At 67.9% G+C, this 14,550-nt stretch carries 12 protein-coding genes; 7 read left to right on the top strand and 5 right to left on the bottom strand.

Going from position 1 to position 14,550, the window contains the following annotated elements:
• The first annotated feature begins 51 nt into the window (after nt 1-51).
• From ASE67_RS13775 to phbB, 6 genes are all read left to right on the top strand, one after another.
• Nucleotides 52-375: a DUF1476 domain-containing protein gene (locus ASE67_RS13775; protein WP_055762447.1), complete on the top strand. Its 324-nt coding sequence runs from the start codon at nt 52-54 to the stop codon at nt 373-375.
• Nucleotides 375-611 (top strand): BolA/IbaG family iron-sulfur metabolism protein, encoded by a 237-nt coding sequence (locus ASE67_RS13770; RefSeq protein ID WP_055762445.1) that lies wholly within the window; start codon nt 375-377, stop codon nt 609-611. Before ASE67_RS13775 ends, ASE67_RS13770 begins: the two co-directional genes overlap by 1 nt.
• Nucleotides 612-641: 30 nt before the next feature.
• Nucleotides 642-962 carry a Grx4 family monothiol glutaredoxin gene (gene grxD / locus ASE67_RS13765; RefSeq protein ID WP_055762442.1) on the top strand — a complete coding sequence of 107 codons (321 nt, stop codon included), beginning with the start codon at nt 642-644 and terminating at the stop codon, nt 960-962.
• 246 nt (nt 963-1,208) lie between these two features.
• Nucleotides 1,209-3,440: a xanthine dehydrogenase family protein molybdopterin-binding subunit gene (locus ASE67_RS13760; protein WP_055762439.1), complete on the top strand. Its 2,232-nt coding sequence runs from the start codon at nt 1,209-1,211 to the stop codon at nt 3,438-3,440.
• 60 nt (nt 3,441-3,500) lie between these two features.
• Nucleotides 3,501-4,508, top strand: a complete 1,008-nt coding sequence (hemH, locus tag ASE67_RS13755) for a ferrochelatase (RefSeq protein ID WP_055762437.1) — start codon at nt 3,501-3,503, stop codon at nt 4,506-4,508.
• 30 nt (nt 4,509-4,538) lie between these two features.
• Entirely contained in the window at nt 4,539-5,261 is a 723-nt protein-coding gene (gene phbB / locus ASE67_RS13750) for an acetoacetyl-CoA reductase (RefSeq protein WP_055762434.1), read from the top strand.
• Nucleotides 5,262-5,291: 30 nt separating this feature from the next.
• On the opposite strand, the gene ASE67_RS13745 is transcribed toward phbB, so the two are convergent.
• From ASE67_RS13745 to ASE67_RS13725, 5 genes are all read right to left on the bottom strand, one after another.
• On the bottom strand, nt 5,292-6,785 hold the full coding sequence (locus ASE67_RS13745; RefSeq protein ID WP_055762431.1) for an ABC1 kinase family protein: 1,494 nt from the start codon (nt 6,783-6,785) through the stop codon (nt 5,292-5,294).
• A gap of 44 nt (nt 6,786-6,829) precedes the next feature.
• Nucleotides 6,830-7,687, bottom strand: a complete 858-nt coding sequence (gene purU / locus ASE67_RS13740) for a formyltetrahydrofolate deformylase (protein WP_055762941.1) — start codon at nt 7,685-7,687, stop codon at nt 6,830-6,832.
• A 131-nt stretch (nt 7,688-7,818) separates the two neighbouring features.
• Nucleotides 7,819-10,029, bottom strand: a complete 2,211-nt coding sequence (locus tag ASE67_RS13735) for a TonB-dependent receptor (RefSeq protein WP_055762428.1) — start codon at nt 10,027-10,029, stop codon at nt 7,819-7,821.
• A gap of 49 nt (nt 10,030-10,078) precedes the next feature.
• A complete protein-coding gene (locus ASE67_RS13730) occupies nt 10,079-11,305 on the bottom strand; it encodes a serine hydrolase domain-containing protein (RefSeq protein ID WP_082457137.1) in 1,227 nt (408 codons plus the stop codon).
• 122 nt (nt 11,306-11,427) lie between these two features.
• On the bottom strand, nt 11,428-12,492 hold the full coding sequence (locus ASE67_RS13725; protein WP_055762425.1) for a helix-turn-helix transcriptional regulator: 1,065 nt from the start codon (nt 12,490-12,492) through the stop codon (nt 11,428-11,430).
• Nucleotides 12,493-12,712: 220 nt separating this feature from the next.
• Between ASE67_RS13725 and ASE67_RS13720 the strand changes: the two genes are divergently transcribed.
• Nucleotides 12,713-14,488 (top strand): DUF885 domain-containing protein, encoded by a 1,776-nt coding sequence (locus ASE67_RS13720; RefSeq protein WP_055762422.1) that lies wholly within the window; start codon nt 12,713-12,715, stop codon nt 14,486-14,488.
• Nucleotides 14,489-14,550: the final 62 nt, after the last annotated feature.

The following is a 14,550-nucleotide window of genomic DNA, read 5'->3' as shown; positions in this document are numbered from 1 at the left end:
GTGCCCCTGTCGCATCCTATCTCGCAACCGAGGGACGAGTAGGGGAATGCGATGACGATGTTCGACGACCGGGAGCGTGCGTTCGAAGCGAAATTCGCCCGCGATGGCGAGATGGCGTTTCGGGTTACGGCGCGGCGCAACAAGCTGCTGGGCCAATGGGCCGCCGAGCGTATGGCGCTGACCCCGGCCGAAACCGATGCCTATGCGACGTCGGTCGTGCAGGCCGATTTCGAGGAAGTCGGCGACGAGGACGTGATCCGCAAGCTCCTGTCCGACCTGTCGGCGGCCGGCGTCGATTGCGACGAGGGTGCGATCCGCCAGGCGATGGCCGATTGCGACGTCGAAGCGCGTCGCCAGCTGCTGGGAAGCATCTGATGCCGATGGAGGCACAGGCGATCGAGGCGCTGATCGTGGCGGCGATCCCCGATGCGGTGGTGGAAATCACCGATCTGGCCGGCGACGGCGACCATTATGCCGCGCGGGTGGTGTCGGAGAGTTTCCGGGGTAAGCCGCGCATCGCGCAGCAGCGCGCGGTCTACGCCGCGCTCGGCGGGCGGATGGGCGGCGAACTGCACGCGCTGCAACTGACCACCGGCGTTCCCCAGGATTGAATTGCCCTTGCGGCACAAAAGGAAAAGACGATGATCGACGATACCCATGCCCGCATCGACGCGGTGGTGAAGAACAACGACGTGGTGCTGTTCATGAAGGGCAGCCCGCTGTTCCCGCAATGCGGCTTTTCCAGCCGGGCGGTGGCGATCCTGAACCACCTGAACGCGCAGTTCGAAAGCGTCGACGTGCTGCAGGATCAGGGCATCCGGCAGGGGATCAAGGCCTATTCGGACTGGCCGACCATCCCGCAGCTCTATGTCGGCGGGGAGTTCGTCGGCGGGTCGGACATCATGATGGAAATGTACGAGAGCGGCGAGCTGGCCGAGCTGCTGGGCGGCAAGGCGGCGTAAGGGGGCCACGACCCGGGGCTCCGCGTCACCCCGGGCTTGACCCGGGGTGACGCTTCGTTTCCGACCGTCGTTGAAGGAGCGGGACCTTCGGGTCGATACCTATCCGATCCGACGGTTGAATAGCGCCGATCGTAGGAGAAGAAGCGGGACCCCGGGTCAAGCCCGGGGTGACGTCTGGAGTGATGGTTCTGCGACTTCACCCACGCCCCCTCCCCCCGCCGGGGATGATTTGCTACGACCCCGCGCATGGCCGCACCGACCACCCCCCGTATCACCCGCCGCAACCTGCTGATCGGCGGTGGCGCCGGGGTCGGGCTGATCGTCGCGTGGGGGCTGTGGCCGCGCCGGTATGGCGTCAATCTGGCGGCGGCGGAGGGGGAGAGCATCTTTGGCCCCTATCTGAAGATCGGTGCCGACGGGCAGGTCACGGTCGCGGTGCCGCAGACCGAACATGGCCAGGGAGTCTATACCGCCCTGCCGCAGATCGTGGCCGACGAACTGGGCGCGGACTGGCGCACGGTCGCGGTCGAGGCCGCGCCGATCAACCCGCTCTATGCCAATCCGCTGGCCGCCGGCATCCTGTTCGGCGATGCGCTCGCGCTGCTGCCGGCCGCGACGCGGGCGGCGCATGCCGAGCGTACCGCGCTGATGCTGACCGCCGGGTCGACCTCGATCCGCCGGTTTGAAGCGCCGCTTCGGGAAGCGGGCGCGGCGGCGCGGGTGTTGTTGTGCAAGGCGGCGGCACGCGGCTGGGGCGGGGACTGGCGCAGTTGCGGGACCGCCGACGGCTTTGTGGTCATGGGCGACCGGCGCGAGCGGTTCGGCGTGCTGGCGGCGGCGGCGGCGCAGGAAAGCCTGCCGGGCGGCGAGCTGCCCTACCGCATCGGTGAGGAAAAGCGGCTGGTCGGCACGGCGCAGCCCCGGCTGGACGCGCCGGCGAAGGTCGATGGCAGCGCGACCTTTGCCGCCGATGTGCGCCGGCCGGGCATGGTGTTCGCGTCGATCCGGCAGGGGCCGATCGGCGATACGCGGCTGCTGAGCGTCGACAAGGCGGCGGCGGACGCGGTGCCGGGCGTGGTGAGCGTGGTCGAGACCGACCGCTGGGTCGCCGCGGCGGGCACGACATGGTGGGCGGCCAATCGCGCGGTCGATGCGATGGCGCCGCGGTTCGAAACGCACGGGCTGGTCGACGATGCGTCGATCGCCACCGCGCTCGACACCGCGCTGGCGGGCGAGGGCGCGCGGGTGCACGAGGCGGGCGATGTCGACGCGGCGTTTGCGGGCGGCCGGACCCAGACCGCGACGTACCGTGTCGGCGCGGCGCTGCACGGCGCGATCGAGCCGACCAGTGCGACGGCCGAATGGAATGACGGCACACTGACGCTGTGGATGCCGACGCAGGCGCCGACATTGGCCCGCGCCGCCGCCGCGCGGGCGATCGGCATTTCCGAAAAGCAGGTGGTGCTGCACCCGACCATCGCCGGGGGATCGTTCGGCGCGAACCTCGACCACCGGGTCGCTGAACAGGCGGCGGTGCTGGCGCGCAAGCTGGAAAAGCCGGTGCAGCTCAGCTGGTCGCGCGGCGAGGATTGCCTGGCCGACCGCTACCGTGCGCCGGCCGCCGCGCGGATGACGGCGCGGCTGGGGCGGGGCGGGGCGATCATGGGCTGGCGGGCGCAGATTGCTGCGCCGCGCACGGGCCGCGATCTGGCGCGGTTGCTGCTGGGCGGCGATGTCGCGGCGTCGCTGGCGATGGCGTTGCCGGGCGACCGGGGCGATGCGATGGCGACCGATGGCGCGGTGCCGGCCTATGGCATCCCCAACCTGGCGGTCGATCATCACCCGGCCGAACTGGGCCTGCCCGCCGGATGGTGGCGGTCGGGCGCGCATAGCTATACCGCGTTCTTCACCGAATGTTTCCTCGACGAACTGGCCGGGTTTGCGGGGATGGAGGCCCATTCGTTCCGCATCGCGATGCTGGGCGGCGACGTGGCGCTGGCCCGCTGCCTGTCGACCGTCGCGACGATGGGCGGCTGGCAGGGCGGGGTGCCGGGCAGTGCGCAGGGCATCGCGTGCCACCGGATGCGCGGGTCGGCGATCGCGTGCATGGCGGAGGCGCATATTGGGGACGACCAACGCGTGAAGGTCGACCGGCTGGTCGTCGCGGTCGATTGCGGGCGGGTCATCAACCCCGATCTGGTGCGGCAACAGATCGAAGGGGGTCTGTTGTTCGGCATGGCGATGGCCACCGGCGCGTCGACCGGGTTCGAGGCGAACCTGCCAAACGTGCGGGGCTTTGGGGGCCTGAACCTGCCGCGTCTGGCCGACAGTCCGGAGATCATGATCGAGATCGTCGATTCCGATGCCGATCCGGGGGGTGTCAGCGAACTGGCGGTGCCGGTGGTGGCGCCGGCCATCGCCAATGCGCTGCACGCCGCGACCGGGCGGCGCTATCGGTCGTTGCCGCTGCTGGGATAGGCAAACCTGCCCCAAAATACCACTTGCCCCGAAGCGGTCGCCTGCGCGTTAACCCGCCCCATGGAACGCCCGTCGAATCACCCCGCCATCCCGAAGCGCCGCGTCGGCGTATTGCTGATGAACCTCGGCACGCCCGACGATCCGTCCCCGCGATCGGTAAAGCGCTATCTGGCCGAGTTCCTGTCCGACCGGCGGGTCGTCGAGCTTCCGGCGATCGCGTGGCAGCCGATATTGCGCGGCATCATCCTGAACACGCGGCCGAAGAAGTCGGCGCACGCCTATCAACAGGTGTGGAGCGAGCGCGGATCGCCGCTGGCCGCGATCACCCGCGCGCAGTCGGACGCGATGCAGGGCGCGTTCGGTGACGGCGTCGTGATCGACTGGGCGATGCGGTACGGTAATCCGTCGATCGCCAGCCGGATCGAACAGTTACGCGAACAAGGCTGCGACCGCATCCTGCTGGCGCCGCTCTATCCGCAATATTGCGCGGCAACGACCGCGACCGCCAATGACAAGGCGTTCGCCCATCTGGCGAAACTGCGCTGGCAGCCGGCGATCCGCACCTTGCCGCCCTATTATGACGATCCGCTGTATATCGACGCGCTGGCCGCCACGCTGAAGGAGGATTTGGCGAAGCTTGATTTCGAACCCGATGCGATCGTCGCAAGCTTCCACGGCATGCCCAAGCGTACGCTGCAGCTCGGCGACCCCTATCACTGCCATTGCCAAAAGACCGCGCGGCTGGTGCAGGAGGCGCTCGGTCGCCCACTGACCGTCGCCTTCCAGTCGCGCTTCGGCCCCGCCAAGTGGCTGAGTCCGGCCACCGACGACACGCTGGTCGAGCTGGCGAAGGCGGGCAAGCGGCGGGTCGCAATCTTTGCACCGGGCTTTTCGGCGGACTGTCTGGAGACGTTGGAGGAGCTGGCGATCCGCGGCAAGGAAAGCTTCGAGGAAGCCGGCGGGACCGATTTCGCGTATCTTCCGTGCCTGAATGCCGAAGCCACGGGCAATAAAATGTTGCGCAACATTATCGCGCGCGAACTTGCGGGATGGATTGACCCGGCCTAGCAGGGTCGAAATGTTCGTAGGAGAGAATGCATGGCACGGGTAGCGATCGTCACCGGCGGCACGCGCGGTATCGGCGAGGCGATCAGCCTTGCGCTCAAGGACATGGGCATCACCGTCGCCGCCAATTATGCGGGCAATGACGACAAGGCGAAGGCGTTCAGCGACCGCACCGGCATCGCCGCGTTCAAGTTCGACGTGGGCGATTTCGAAGCGACCCAGGCCGGCGTCAAGGCGATCGAGGAAGCGATCGGCCCGGTCGACATCGTCGTCAACAATGCCGGCATCACCCGCGACGGCACGCTGCTGAAGATGACCTACGACATGTGGGACGATGTCATCCGCACGAACCTGGGCGGGTGCTTCAACCTTGCCAAGGCGACGTTCCCCGGAATGCGCGACCGTAAATGGGGCCGCATCGTCAATATCGGGTCGATCAACGGGCAGGCGGGCCAGTACGGTCAGGTGAACTATGCCGCCGCGAAGTCGGGCATCCATGGCTTCACCAAGGCGCTGGCACAGGAAGGCGCGCGGTTCGGCGTGACGGTCAACGCGATCGCGCCGGGTTATATCGACACCGACATGGTGGCGGCGGTGCCGGCCGACGTGCTGGAAAAGATCGTGGCGAAGATCCCGGTCGGCCGGCTGGGCCAGGCGAGCGAGATCGCGCGTGGCGTCGCGTTCCTGTGTTCGGAAGAGGGCGGCTTCGTGACGGGCTCGACGCTGAGCATCAACGGCGGCCAGCACATGTATTGATCGGGTCGACGCGGGGGAGTTTCCTTCGCGTCACCCCAGCAGGCCGGCGGCGGCGATCAGTGCCGCCCCGGCCAGGATTGCGGCGGCGATCCAGCGCGGTCCCGTGTGATCGGGTTGCACCGCGACCGGCGCGGCCGGTTCCGCCTCGAGCCGTCGGACCAGCAGCCGTAACAGGCGCGGCGCATCGTCGCCGATCCGGCCCAGCTCCCATGCCAGGCCCTGCATGACCGGCGCCCAATGGTCCGCCGACAGCCGCGACCGCACGATGCGCAGGCTGGCACGTCGCAGCGCCGCCGACAGGTCAAAATCGGGCTGGATCGCCGCCAGCACACCGTCGATGGTGATGAGTGCCTTGAAGATCAGCAACAGGTCGCTGGGCATGACCAGCCCGGTTTCGCGCATCACCGCCAGCAGATCGGTGACGATCGCGCGCAGCACCAATTGCCCACCATGGCGCGCGACCAGCCGGTCGGCGGCGGCGCGGACGGCTGCGGGGGCGACGTTCGCGCCGGCCGACCATGCGCCAAGGATGTCGGCCAGCAGGGCGGGATCGCCGCGTTGCAGCGCCTGAACGAATCCGACGAACTCCTCGCGCCGGCGCGGCGACACATGACCGATCATGCCGAGATCGAGCAGCGCGATGCGGTTGCCGGGCAGGCACAGCAGATTGCCGGGATGCGGATCCGCATGGAAGCGGCCGTTGATAAGCACCATATCGAGCACGACGTCTGCGCCCAACGCAGCGATGGCGGCGGGATCGATGCCTGCGGCGCGCAGCGATGCCGGGTCGGTCGGGCGAGTGCCGTCGACATAGTCCATCACCAGCAGCGCGTCGGACGTGTATTGCCAGTGGATCGTCGGCACGACGACGCGCGGATCGCCGGCGAAGTCGGCGCGTAGCCGATCGGCGTTGCGCCCTTCGTTGGTGAAATCGCACTCGTCGAGCATGGCGGCGGCCAGTTCGCGGACCAGCGCGACCGGCTGAAACCGTCGTGTGTCGGCGCTGGCCCGTTCGGCCAGTGCCGCACCCTGCGCGATCAGCCGCAGATCGGCCTCGATCCGGGGGCGGATACCGGGGCGGCGGATCTTCAACACGACCGCTTGCCCGTCCTGCAGCGTGGCGCGGTGGACCTGCGCCATCGACGCGGCGGCAAGCGGGTTCTGGTCGAAGCTCGCGAACGCGGTTTCGGGCGGTTCGCCCAGTGCTGTCTCCACCGCGTCGCGCAGATCGGCGAACGGCAACGTCGGCGCATCGCTGTGCAGCCGTTCGAACTCGGCGATCCAGTCCGGCGGCAACAGGTCGCCGCGCGTGGCGAGGATCTGGCCGAGCTTTACGAAGGTCGGCCCCAGCGCCTCCAGCGCCAGCCGCGTGCGGCGGGGGAGATCGGCGGGATCGCCATCTGCCCCATCGGTCCCCAGCCCGAACCGTGCCGCAACGACGCCGATGCCGAAGCGCGTGGCGACCTGTGCGATTTCCTGCAACCGATGGCGATCCCGCCCGGCGACGATCAGCGTCTGCAACATGCGTGGGATGTAGGTCGCATCCCGCGCCGAGGGAACCGCCGGGTTCAGCCGTGGAAGACGACCGTGCGCGCGCCGTTCTGGAACACCCGGTCGTTCAGGTGCAGCCGAACCGCTTCGGCCAGCACGCGGCGTTCGATGTCGCGGCCCTTGCGCACCAGATCGTCGGGCGTGTCGGCATGGCTGATCGGTTCGACGTCCTGATGGATGATCGGCCCTTCGTCCAGGTCGGCGGTGACGTAATGCGCGGTCGCGCCGATCATCTTCACGCCGCGGGCATGCGCCTGGTGATAGGGTTTGGCGCCCTTGAATCCGGGCAGGAAGCTGTGGTGGATGTTGATGCAGCGGCCCGACAGGAACGCCGCCAGATCGTCGGACAAAATCTGCATATAGCGGGCGAGCACGACCAGGTCGGCACCGGTGTCGTCGACCAGCTGCTTGACCTGTGCCTCCTGCGCCGCCTTCGTCTCGCGGGTAACGGGCAGGTGGTGGAACGGGATGCCGTCGATCAGCGCGCCGTGCAGCACGTCGCGCGGGTGGTTGGACGCGATCGCCACCACCTCCATCGGCAATTCGCCCAGCCGGGTGCGATAGAGCAGGTCGAGGAGGCAATGGTCCCATTTGGACACCATCAGCAGCACCCGCTTCGGCGTCGCCTGATCGCGCAGTGACCATTGCATGTCGGCGGCCGTGGCGATCGGAGCGAATTCGGTGCGCAGCCGCTCGATCGATCCGGCCTCGCCGGGGGTGAAGGCGACGCGCATGAAGAAGCGGCTGGACAGCGCATCGTCGAACTGTTGCGCATCGACGATGTTGGCCCCGCGCTCCGCGAGGAAACCGGCAACCCGCGCCACCAGTCCGGGGCGGTCGGGGCATTGCAGCCGAAGCGTGTAAATGCTGCTCACGATCAATCTGTCCCCCAACGGTCGGCGTCGGCTTTCGCCTTTCGATGCTTACGTCGGTCGGGTCCAGTGTTTTGCGGGGGTGGCGGCCCGGCTCCCCCTTTCCGCGTGGGAAGGGGGAGCGCGATCCGGCGTTAGAATGTGATCCGTGCCCGCACGCCATATTCGCGCGGCGGACCGTAGAATTCGTTCAGGTTGAACTGGCCGCTGACATAGTCCTTGTCGGTCAGGTTGGTGCCATAGGCGGTTAGCTGCCAATCGCCCATGTCGAGCGTCAGCAGCGCCGACAACAGCCCGCGCCCGGCGATGCGGTCGCTGATCGGCGAATAGGCCAGATAGGTGAATTGCGGCCCGACATAGGCATAGTTGACGCGCGGGGTCAGCGTAGCGCCGCCGCCGACCTCGATCCGGTAGTCGACGCCCAGATTATAGGTCCACTCGGGCGCATAGAGATTGGGGCCGTCGCCCGATACCTGGATGAAGGGGGCATAGTCGAAACAGACCGGCGGGTTGGCGGCGGTGCCGGCCGGGCATTGCGGGCCGAGCGTGCCGGCGGGAAGGTTGCGGGTGTTGACGAAGGTCACGCTGGCAAGGTTGGAATCGACATAGGCGACATTGGCGTCGAATCCGAATCCCCGCACGCGCGCCTGTAGCTGTGCCTCGAACCCCTTGATCGTCACGTCGGAGATGTTCTGGACCCCCGAAAAGCCGGTGCTGGGTTCGACGACGTTGAACTGGAACCCCTTGTATTTATTGTAGAAGGCGCTGAGCTGGGTGCGGATGCGTTCGCCGAAGAAGCTGGATTTCCAGCCGGCTTCGTAGCTCATTACCGTTTCGGGAGCGAATTCGGAGGTCGTCGAATTGAACCCGCCCGGCTTGTACCCGCGCGCGACCAGCGCATAGAGCAGGTTGTCGGCGTCGAGCTTCCAGTTGAGTGCAGCCTTGCCGGTGAAACGGGCATCGTCGTGCGATCCCGACAGGTCGGCGACGGGCAGGCCGTTGGCGGGAAAGCCCGGAACGCCGCGCCCGATCGTGACGAACCCGGTGCCGGTCGCCTTGTAGGTCGAATAGCGTCCGCCGAGCTGGAATTCGAGCGCGTCGGTAATCTGGTAATTGCCCTGCGCGAACACGCCCTTGGTCGTGCGCTCGTTGATCGGCGTGATGTCGGTCGGGAAACCGCCCTCGCTTTGCAGGATGCGGACGGTGATATCGTTGCGCTGGAAATAGGCGCCGATGATCCAGTCGAACGCGCCGTCGGTCGGCGAGATGATGTTGATTTCCTGGCTATACTGCTTTTCGCCAGCGGAATAGTCCTGCGAAATCTCCCCACCGGCGGAGAGCGGCGCGCGCGACCCGTCGATGTCGAGCAGGTTCCGGATCCGCTTGTTCTGATACCCGCTCACCGAGCGCAGGACGATGCCGTTCGCCAGCTCCTGCCGCAGCTCCAGCCCGGCCTGGAAGGCGAGGTCGCGGTTTCCGGTCGGCGCGTCGAAGCCCAAGGTGCGGATATCGCCGAGCCGGAACGGGGCAAAGCGGGTGCCGGGGATCGGGCGATAGGGATAGCCGCCGGTATCGCGGTCGTTCAGGCTGACCTTCGCCGTCGCCGAAAAGCTGCCCGGCTGCCACAGCATAGTGACGCGCCCGCCCTTTTCGTCCAGCCGGCCGGCATCGTTCGCGAACGGCCCGGTGTCGCGGTAATAGCTGTCGTGGCGGCGATAGAAGCCGGCGACGCGCACGCCCAGCGTCGTACTGATCGGCAGGTTCAGTGCGCCTTCGGCGGTCACCGCATTGAAATTGCCATAGCCGATCTCGCCATAGCCGCCGACGCCACCCGCCAGATCGGGGTTGCGCGAATTGATGAAGATCGCGCCACCGGTCGAATTCGACCCGACCAATGTCCCCTGCGGCCCGCGCAGCACCTCTACGCTGCCCAGGTCATAGAAGCTGTTGGCCTGTACGATCGGCGGCTGGAACAGCCCGTCGACATAGGTTGCGACGCCGGCGGTGACGTTGGGGCTGTCGCTGGCCAGACCGATGCCACGGATGTTGACGTTCTGGATGATGCCGCCGTTCGATACCGACAATGCGGGCGTCGCGGTCTGCAGGTCGGCGAGGCTGGTGACGGCGTTCTTGGTCAGCGCATCGGCGTCGAGCGCGGTCGCCGACAGCGGTGCGGTCTGGAGCCGTTCGGTGCGGCGCTGCGCAGTGACCACGATGTCCTGCAGCTGGTCTTCGTCGGCGGCGGTATCGGTGGTGGCGGGTGGCGGCGGCGCCTGTTGCGCCCATGCCGGTGCGGCGGTCGATGCGAGCAGCAGCGCGATCGCTGCCTTCGTGCGAATGGTCATGTCCTCTCCCCTTTTTTATGTCGTTGTCGGGTCGTGGGGCGTCTCGCCCTCAGCGCGGCGTCCAGGCGGACGCGGCGGCGAGGAAGGCGGCGGTCTCCTCCGACACGGCGCTGTCGTCGGCGGGTGGGAAATAGCTGAGCTTCACCACCACCGTGCGCGTCGCGGGGTCGACGAAGACATATTGCCCCTGCAACCCGATCGCCGAATAGGCGGGCGTGTTGGGCATGGTCCACCACTGCATCCCGTATCCGCCGCTCGCATCCTCGGTCGCGGCCGGGGCGCTGGCCATGGCGACCCATTCCGGGGAGACGATGCGGTGGCCGTTGGCGACGCCACCATCCAGCATCATCTGGCCGAAGCGCGCCCAGTCGCGCAGCGTCGCGTTGAAGCCCGCGCCGCTGAATTCGCGGCCCGTGCCGGGCGCACCGTCCATGATGTAGAAGCCGTCCGCCTCGGTCCCCAGCGGTTCCCACAGCTTGCGCGCGGTATAGGCCGCGACGCTGCCGCCCGACACGCGTTCGACCAGCCAGCCGAGCACGGCGGTATCGATCGTCTTGTACGCGAACACCTTGCCCGGCGGATGGGCGCGTTTGATGGTGCGCGCGGCATCGGCGAAGCGCGCGACGTTCTTGACTAGCGCGTTGATGTGGTTGGTCGCCGCGATCCCCGGATTGGCGAAGTCGTAGCGTTCCTCGTAATCGACGCCCGAGCGCATCTGCAGGATCTGGCGGATGGTCGTGCCGTCATAACCGCCACCGCGTAGTTCGGGCAGGTAGCGGGTGATCGGGTCGTCGAGCGAGGCGATCAGCTTGTCCGCCAGCAGCGCGCCGACCAGCGTCGAGGTGACCGACTTGGTCATCGACCAGCCCATGAAGCGGGTGCGTTCGTTGCTGTTGTTGCGATAGATTTCGGCGACGATCCGTCCGTCCTTCATCACCAGCAGCGCGTTGGTATAGGTGCGGTCGAGGAAATCGTCGGCCCGGACGGTCTGGCCCTTCACCTGATAGGTGAAGTCGAGCGCATGGTCGGCGCGCGGCAATTGCCAGACCGGGCCGCTGTGCGCGACGGTGCGCGTGGTGAACAGCGTATCCATGCTGCGGAACGTCAGCGTGTTGATATTGCCGTCGAGCATGTGCCAGCGCGCGATCTGCACCGCGACCGGCACGTCGGATTTCGCACCGCTGGCGAGCGGGGGCGGCAGCACCTGCTGCGCGGCGGCGGGCATCGCGGCCAGCAGGGCGGCGGCGGACAACAGGCGAACGAACGACTTGCGCATGAACCTCTCCCCATGTCGCGCGATCCGTATCCCGGCGTAACCGGAAGGTCGCTGCGATCATGGACAGAGCGTAGGGCGGGTCGCGCGGCCGCCGCGACTCTCATTTGATATATAGCATAGCTTTATGGTGCGGTGATGCTGCGCCGTGCCGGAGAGCCGTGGACGACGCGCACCAGATCGGCCTGCCGCTGGGTTCCGGTCTTCGACAGGATGCGGTTCAGCTGGACCCGCGCGGTGCCGGTGGCGATGCCGCGCGTGGCGGCATATTCGGTGATCGACGCGCCGCCCGCCAGCGCGGAGGTCAACCGCGCCTCTGCCGGGGACAGGTCGAACAGCACGGCGATGTCGTCGACGTCGAACTGCGTACGGCTGTCGGGCAGCGACAGCATCACCGCCAGCGCCGCGCCATCGGTACCGGCGGGCGACGTGCCGACGGCATCGGCGGTCGGCACGATGCGCAGGTGCAGGCTGGCGCCATCATCACCGATCAGCACCACCCGCCCGACGCGCACGGCACCGCGCGCCACCGCCTGCGCTGCATCGCGCAGCCGTTCGCCATCGTGCGGCCGGGCACAGCGCAGCCGCCCGGCGACCCGCGCGATCAGCGACGTGCACGCCAGCACCTCGAGCGCCGCCGCGTTGCACCAGTCGACGGTCAGGTCGGCATCGCACAGCAGCAACCCGGCATGGACATGGCTCGACACCGCCCCAAGCGTGTCGACCCGGCGTTGCAGCGACCCGATCCGCGCGTTCAGCCGCACCGCCTGTTGCAGATGCGGCAGCAGCCGTGTCAGGTCGCGTTCCTCCTCGTCGGTCAGGTCGCGCATGTCGCCGGGATGGCGATGCAGGATCAGGCTGAAGGTCCGGTCGCCACCGATCGGGAAGGATGCCCATAGCCCGATGCCCAGTCCCGCCCGATCCGTCCGGCCGCGCAGGTCGTCGATCAGGTCGGGCCGCGTGCCAAAGCTGCGCTGGTCGCTCGAAATCTCGACATGCGGGACATGGCCGGGCAGCAGCTGGAAACGCGGGCTGTCGGGGCGGTTGAGGCAGCTGTCGTGCCGTTCGGCGTGGCGGGTCGAGTGGGAATCGCGGGTGGTCCATGCCTCCCAGCTGGACGAGGCCGATTCCTGCACGATCTGCACCACGGCGCTGCGCACCGACAGCGCGCTGCACAGCGCATCGAGCATCGGTGTCCAGCGCGCCTCCGACTCCGCCGCCGCATATAGATCGAGAAGGACGTGATCGTCGTACAGCGGCCCGTTTCCTCGCTTCCTCTCCCGGCACCGACGATAGGGCGCGTATGGGCCGGCCGCAATCGGTTCGACGGGGACCGGCAAGGGGCAGGACTTTGCTGCTGACAGCGGCTGCGCCACCGCATAGCCTGATGGTTCAGATGAGGGGGCGGTGATGGGCAGGCTGGTACGAATTACGGTGTGTGCCGCGCTGATGACAGGTGCGGCGACGGTGCAGGCCGCGCCGCCGGCCCCGGTCGCGCAGGGTGCCGATTGGGTGGCGGCCAGCAACCGCAATACCGCGCTGGTGCTGGCGGCGCAGGCGAAGTTCGATCCGGAGGATGCGTCGGCCAACGGGCTGTCGGCCTATGACGGGCTGGCCAGCGACCTGGCCCCCCGGCGCGACGAACGCCGTGGCGAGGCGCTGACGGCGGTGATCGCCGAGCTGAAGCGCCGCCGCGCCGCCGAGCGGGATGCGCGGATCGCCCAGGACCTCGACATCCTGATCCAGTCGGTGTCCGACGATCTGGAGGGGGTGCGGCTGCGGCGCAGATATTTCCTGAACTGGACCGATGCGCCGCAGGCGATGTTCAACGGGATCAAGGGGCTGCTCGACGATCAGGTCGCGCCGAACCGGCGGGCCAAGGCGGTCGAGCTGCTGCGGCGCTATGTCGGCGACTGGCCGGGCACCACGCCGCTGACCGATCTGGCGCGGCAGCGTTTCGACGAATCGCGCGCGCCCGGGCTGCTGGGCCCCGACAAGGTGGCGGTGGACAATGCCATCGCCAATGCCGGGACCTATGCCGATGGCATTGCTCGGCTGTTCGCGCAGTACAAGGTGGCCGGCGCCGACAAGGCGCTGGCCCGGCTGAACACCCAGATCGCCGACTATACCGCATGGACGAAGGCGACGATCCTGCCGATCGCGCGCACCGATCCCCGGTTGCCGCCGGAGGTCTATGCGTTCCGGCTGAAGCAGTTCGGCATCGACATCGATCCCCGCCTGCTGATCGCGCAGGCACAGGTGGAATTCGCCGAGACGCGCGCCGCGATGATCGCGCTGGCACCGCGCGTCGCCGCCGACAAGGGGCTGGCGCTGGGCAGCTATGTCGACGTCATCCGCCAGCTGAAGCGCGGCAGCATCCCCGACGACCGGATCGAGGCGAGCTATGCCGCGGTCAACCGCACGATCGAAGGCGCGCTCCGCCGCGAACGCATCGTCACCCTGCCGGAACGAGCGATGAAGATGCGGCTGGCGAGTGCTGCGGAATCGGCCGCGTCGCCCGCGCCGCACATGGAACCGCCGCCGCTGCTCAACAACAAGGGCGAATATGGCACCTTCGTCCTGCCGGTGGGGGTGCCGGGCAAAGGGCCGGAGGCGGTCTATGACGATTTCAACTTCCCCGCCGCGCAATGGACGGTCAGCGCGCACGAAGGGCGGCCGGGCCACGAGCTGCAATTTTCGGCGATGCTGGAGGGCGGGGTGTCGCAGGCGCGCATCCTCTATGCCTTCAACAGCGTGAACGTGGAAGGGTGGGCGCTCTATGCCGAGGCGGAGGCGCTGCCCTATCACCCGGTCGAGGGACAGTTGATGGCGTATCAGGCGCGGTTGCTGCGGGCGGCGCGCGCGTTCCTCGACCCGATGCTCAACCTCGGCCTGATCTCGCGCGAAGAGGCGCGACGCATCCTGCTCGAACAGGTGGTGACGTCGCCCGCGATGGCGAAGCAGGAGATCGAACGCTACACCTCGCGCGCACCGGGGCAGGCGGGCAGCTATTTCTATGGCTATACCCGCCTGCTGCGCATCCGGATCGAGGCGGAGCTGGCGCTGGGGCGGAAATTCGATCGGCTGGCGTTCAACGATTTCCTGCTGCGGCAGGGGCTGCTCCCGCCCGACCTGCTGGAAAAGGCGGTGCTGGAGGAATTCGTGCCGCAGCAGCGCGCGCGATAGCGGCGGGATCAGATCGGGAGGTCCATAACCCTCGGGGCCGGATAACCCGGGCTCACGCGGAT

It is taken from the genome of Sphingomonas sp. Leaf23 (assembly GCF_001421585.1).
In the GTDB taxonomy this organism is placed as follows: domain Bacteria; phylum Pseudomonadota; class Alphaproteobacteria; order Sphingomonadales; family Sphingomonadaceae; genus Sphingomonas.
Note: the sequence above shows the minus strand (reverse complement) of the source record. Positions and strands in the feature narration are given on the sequence as shown.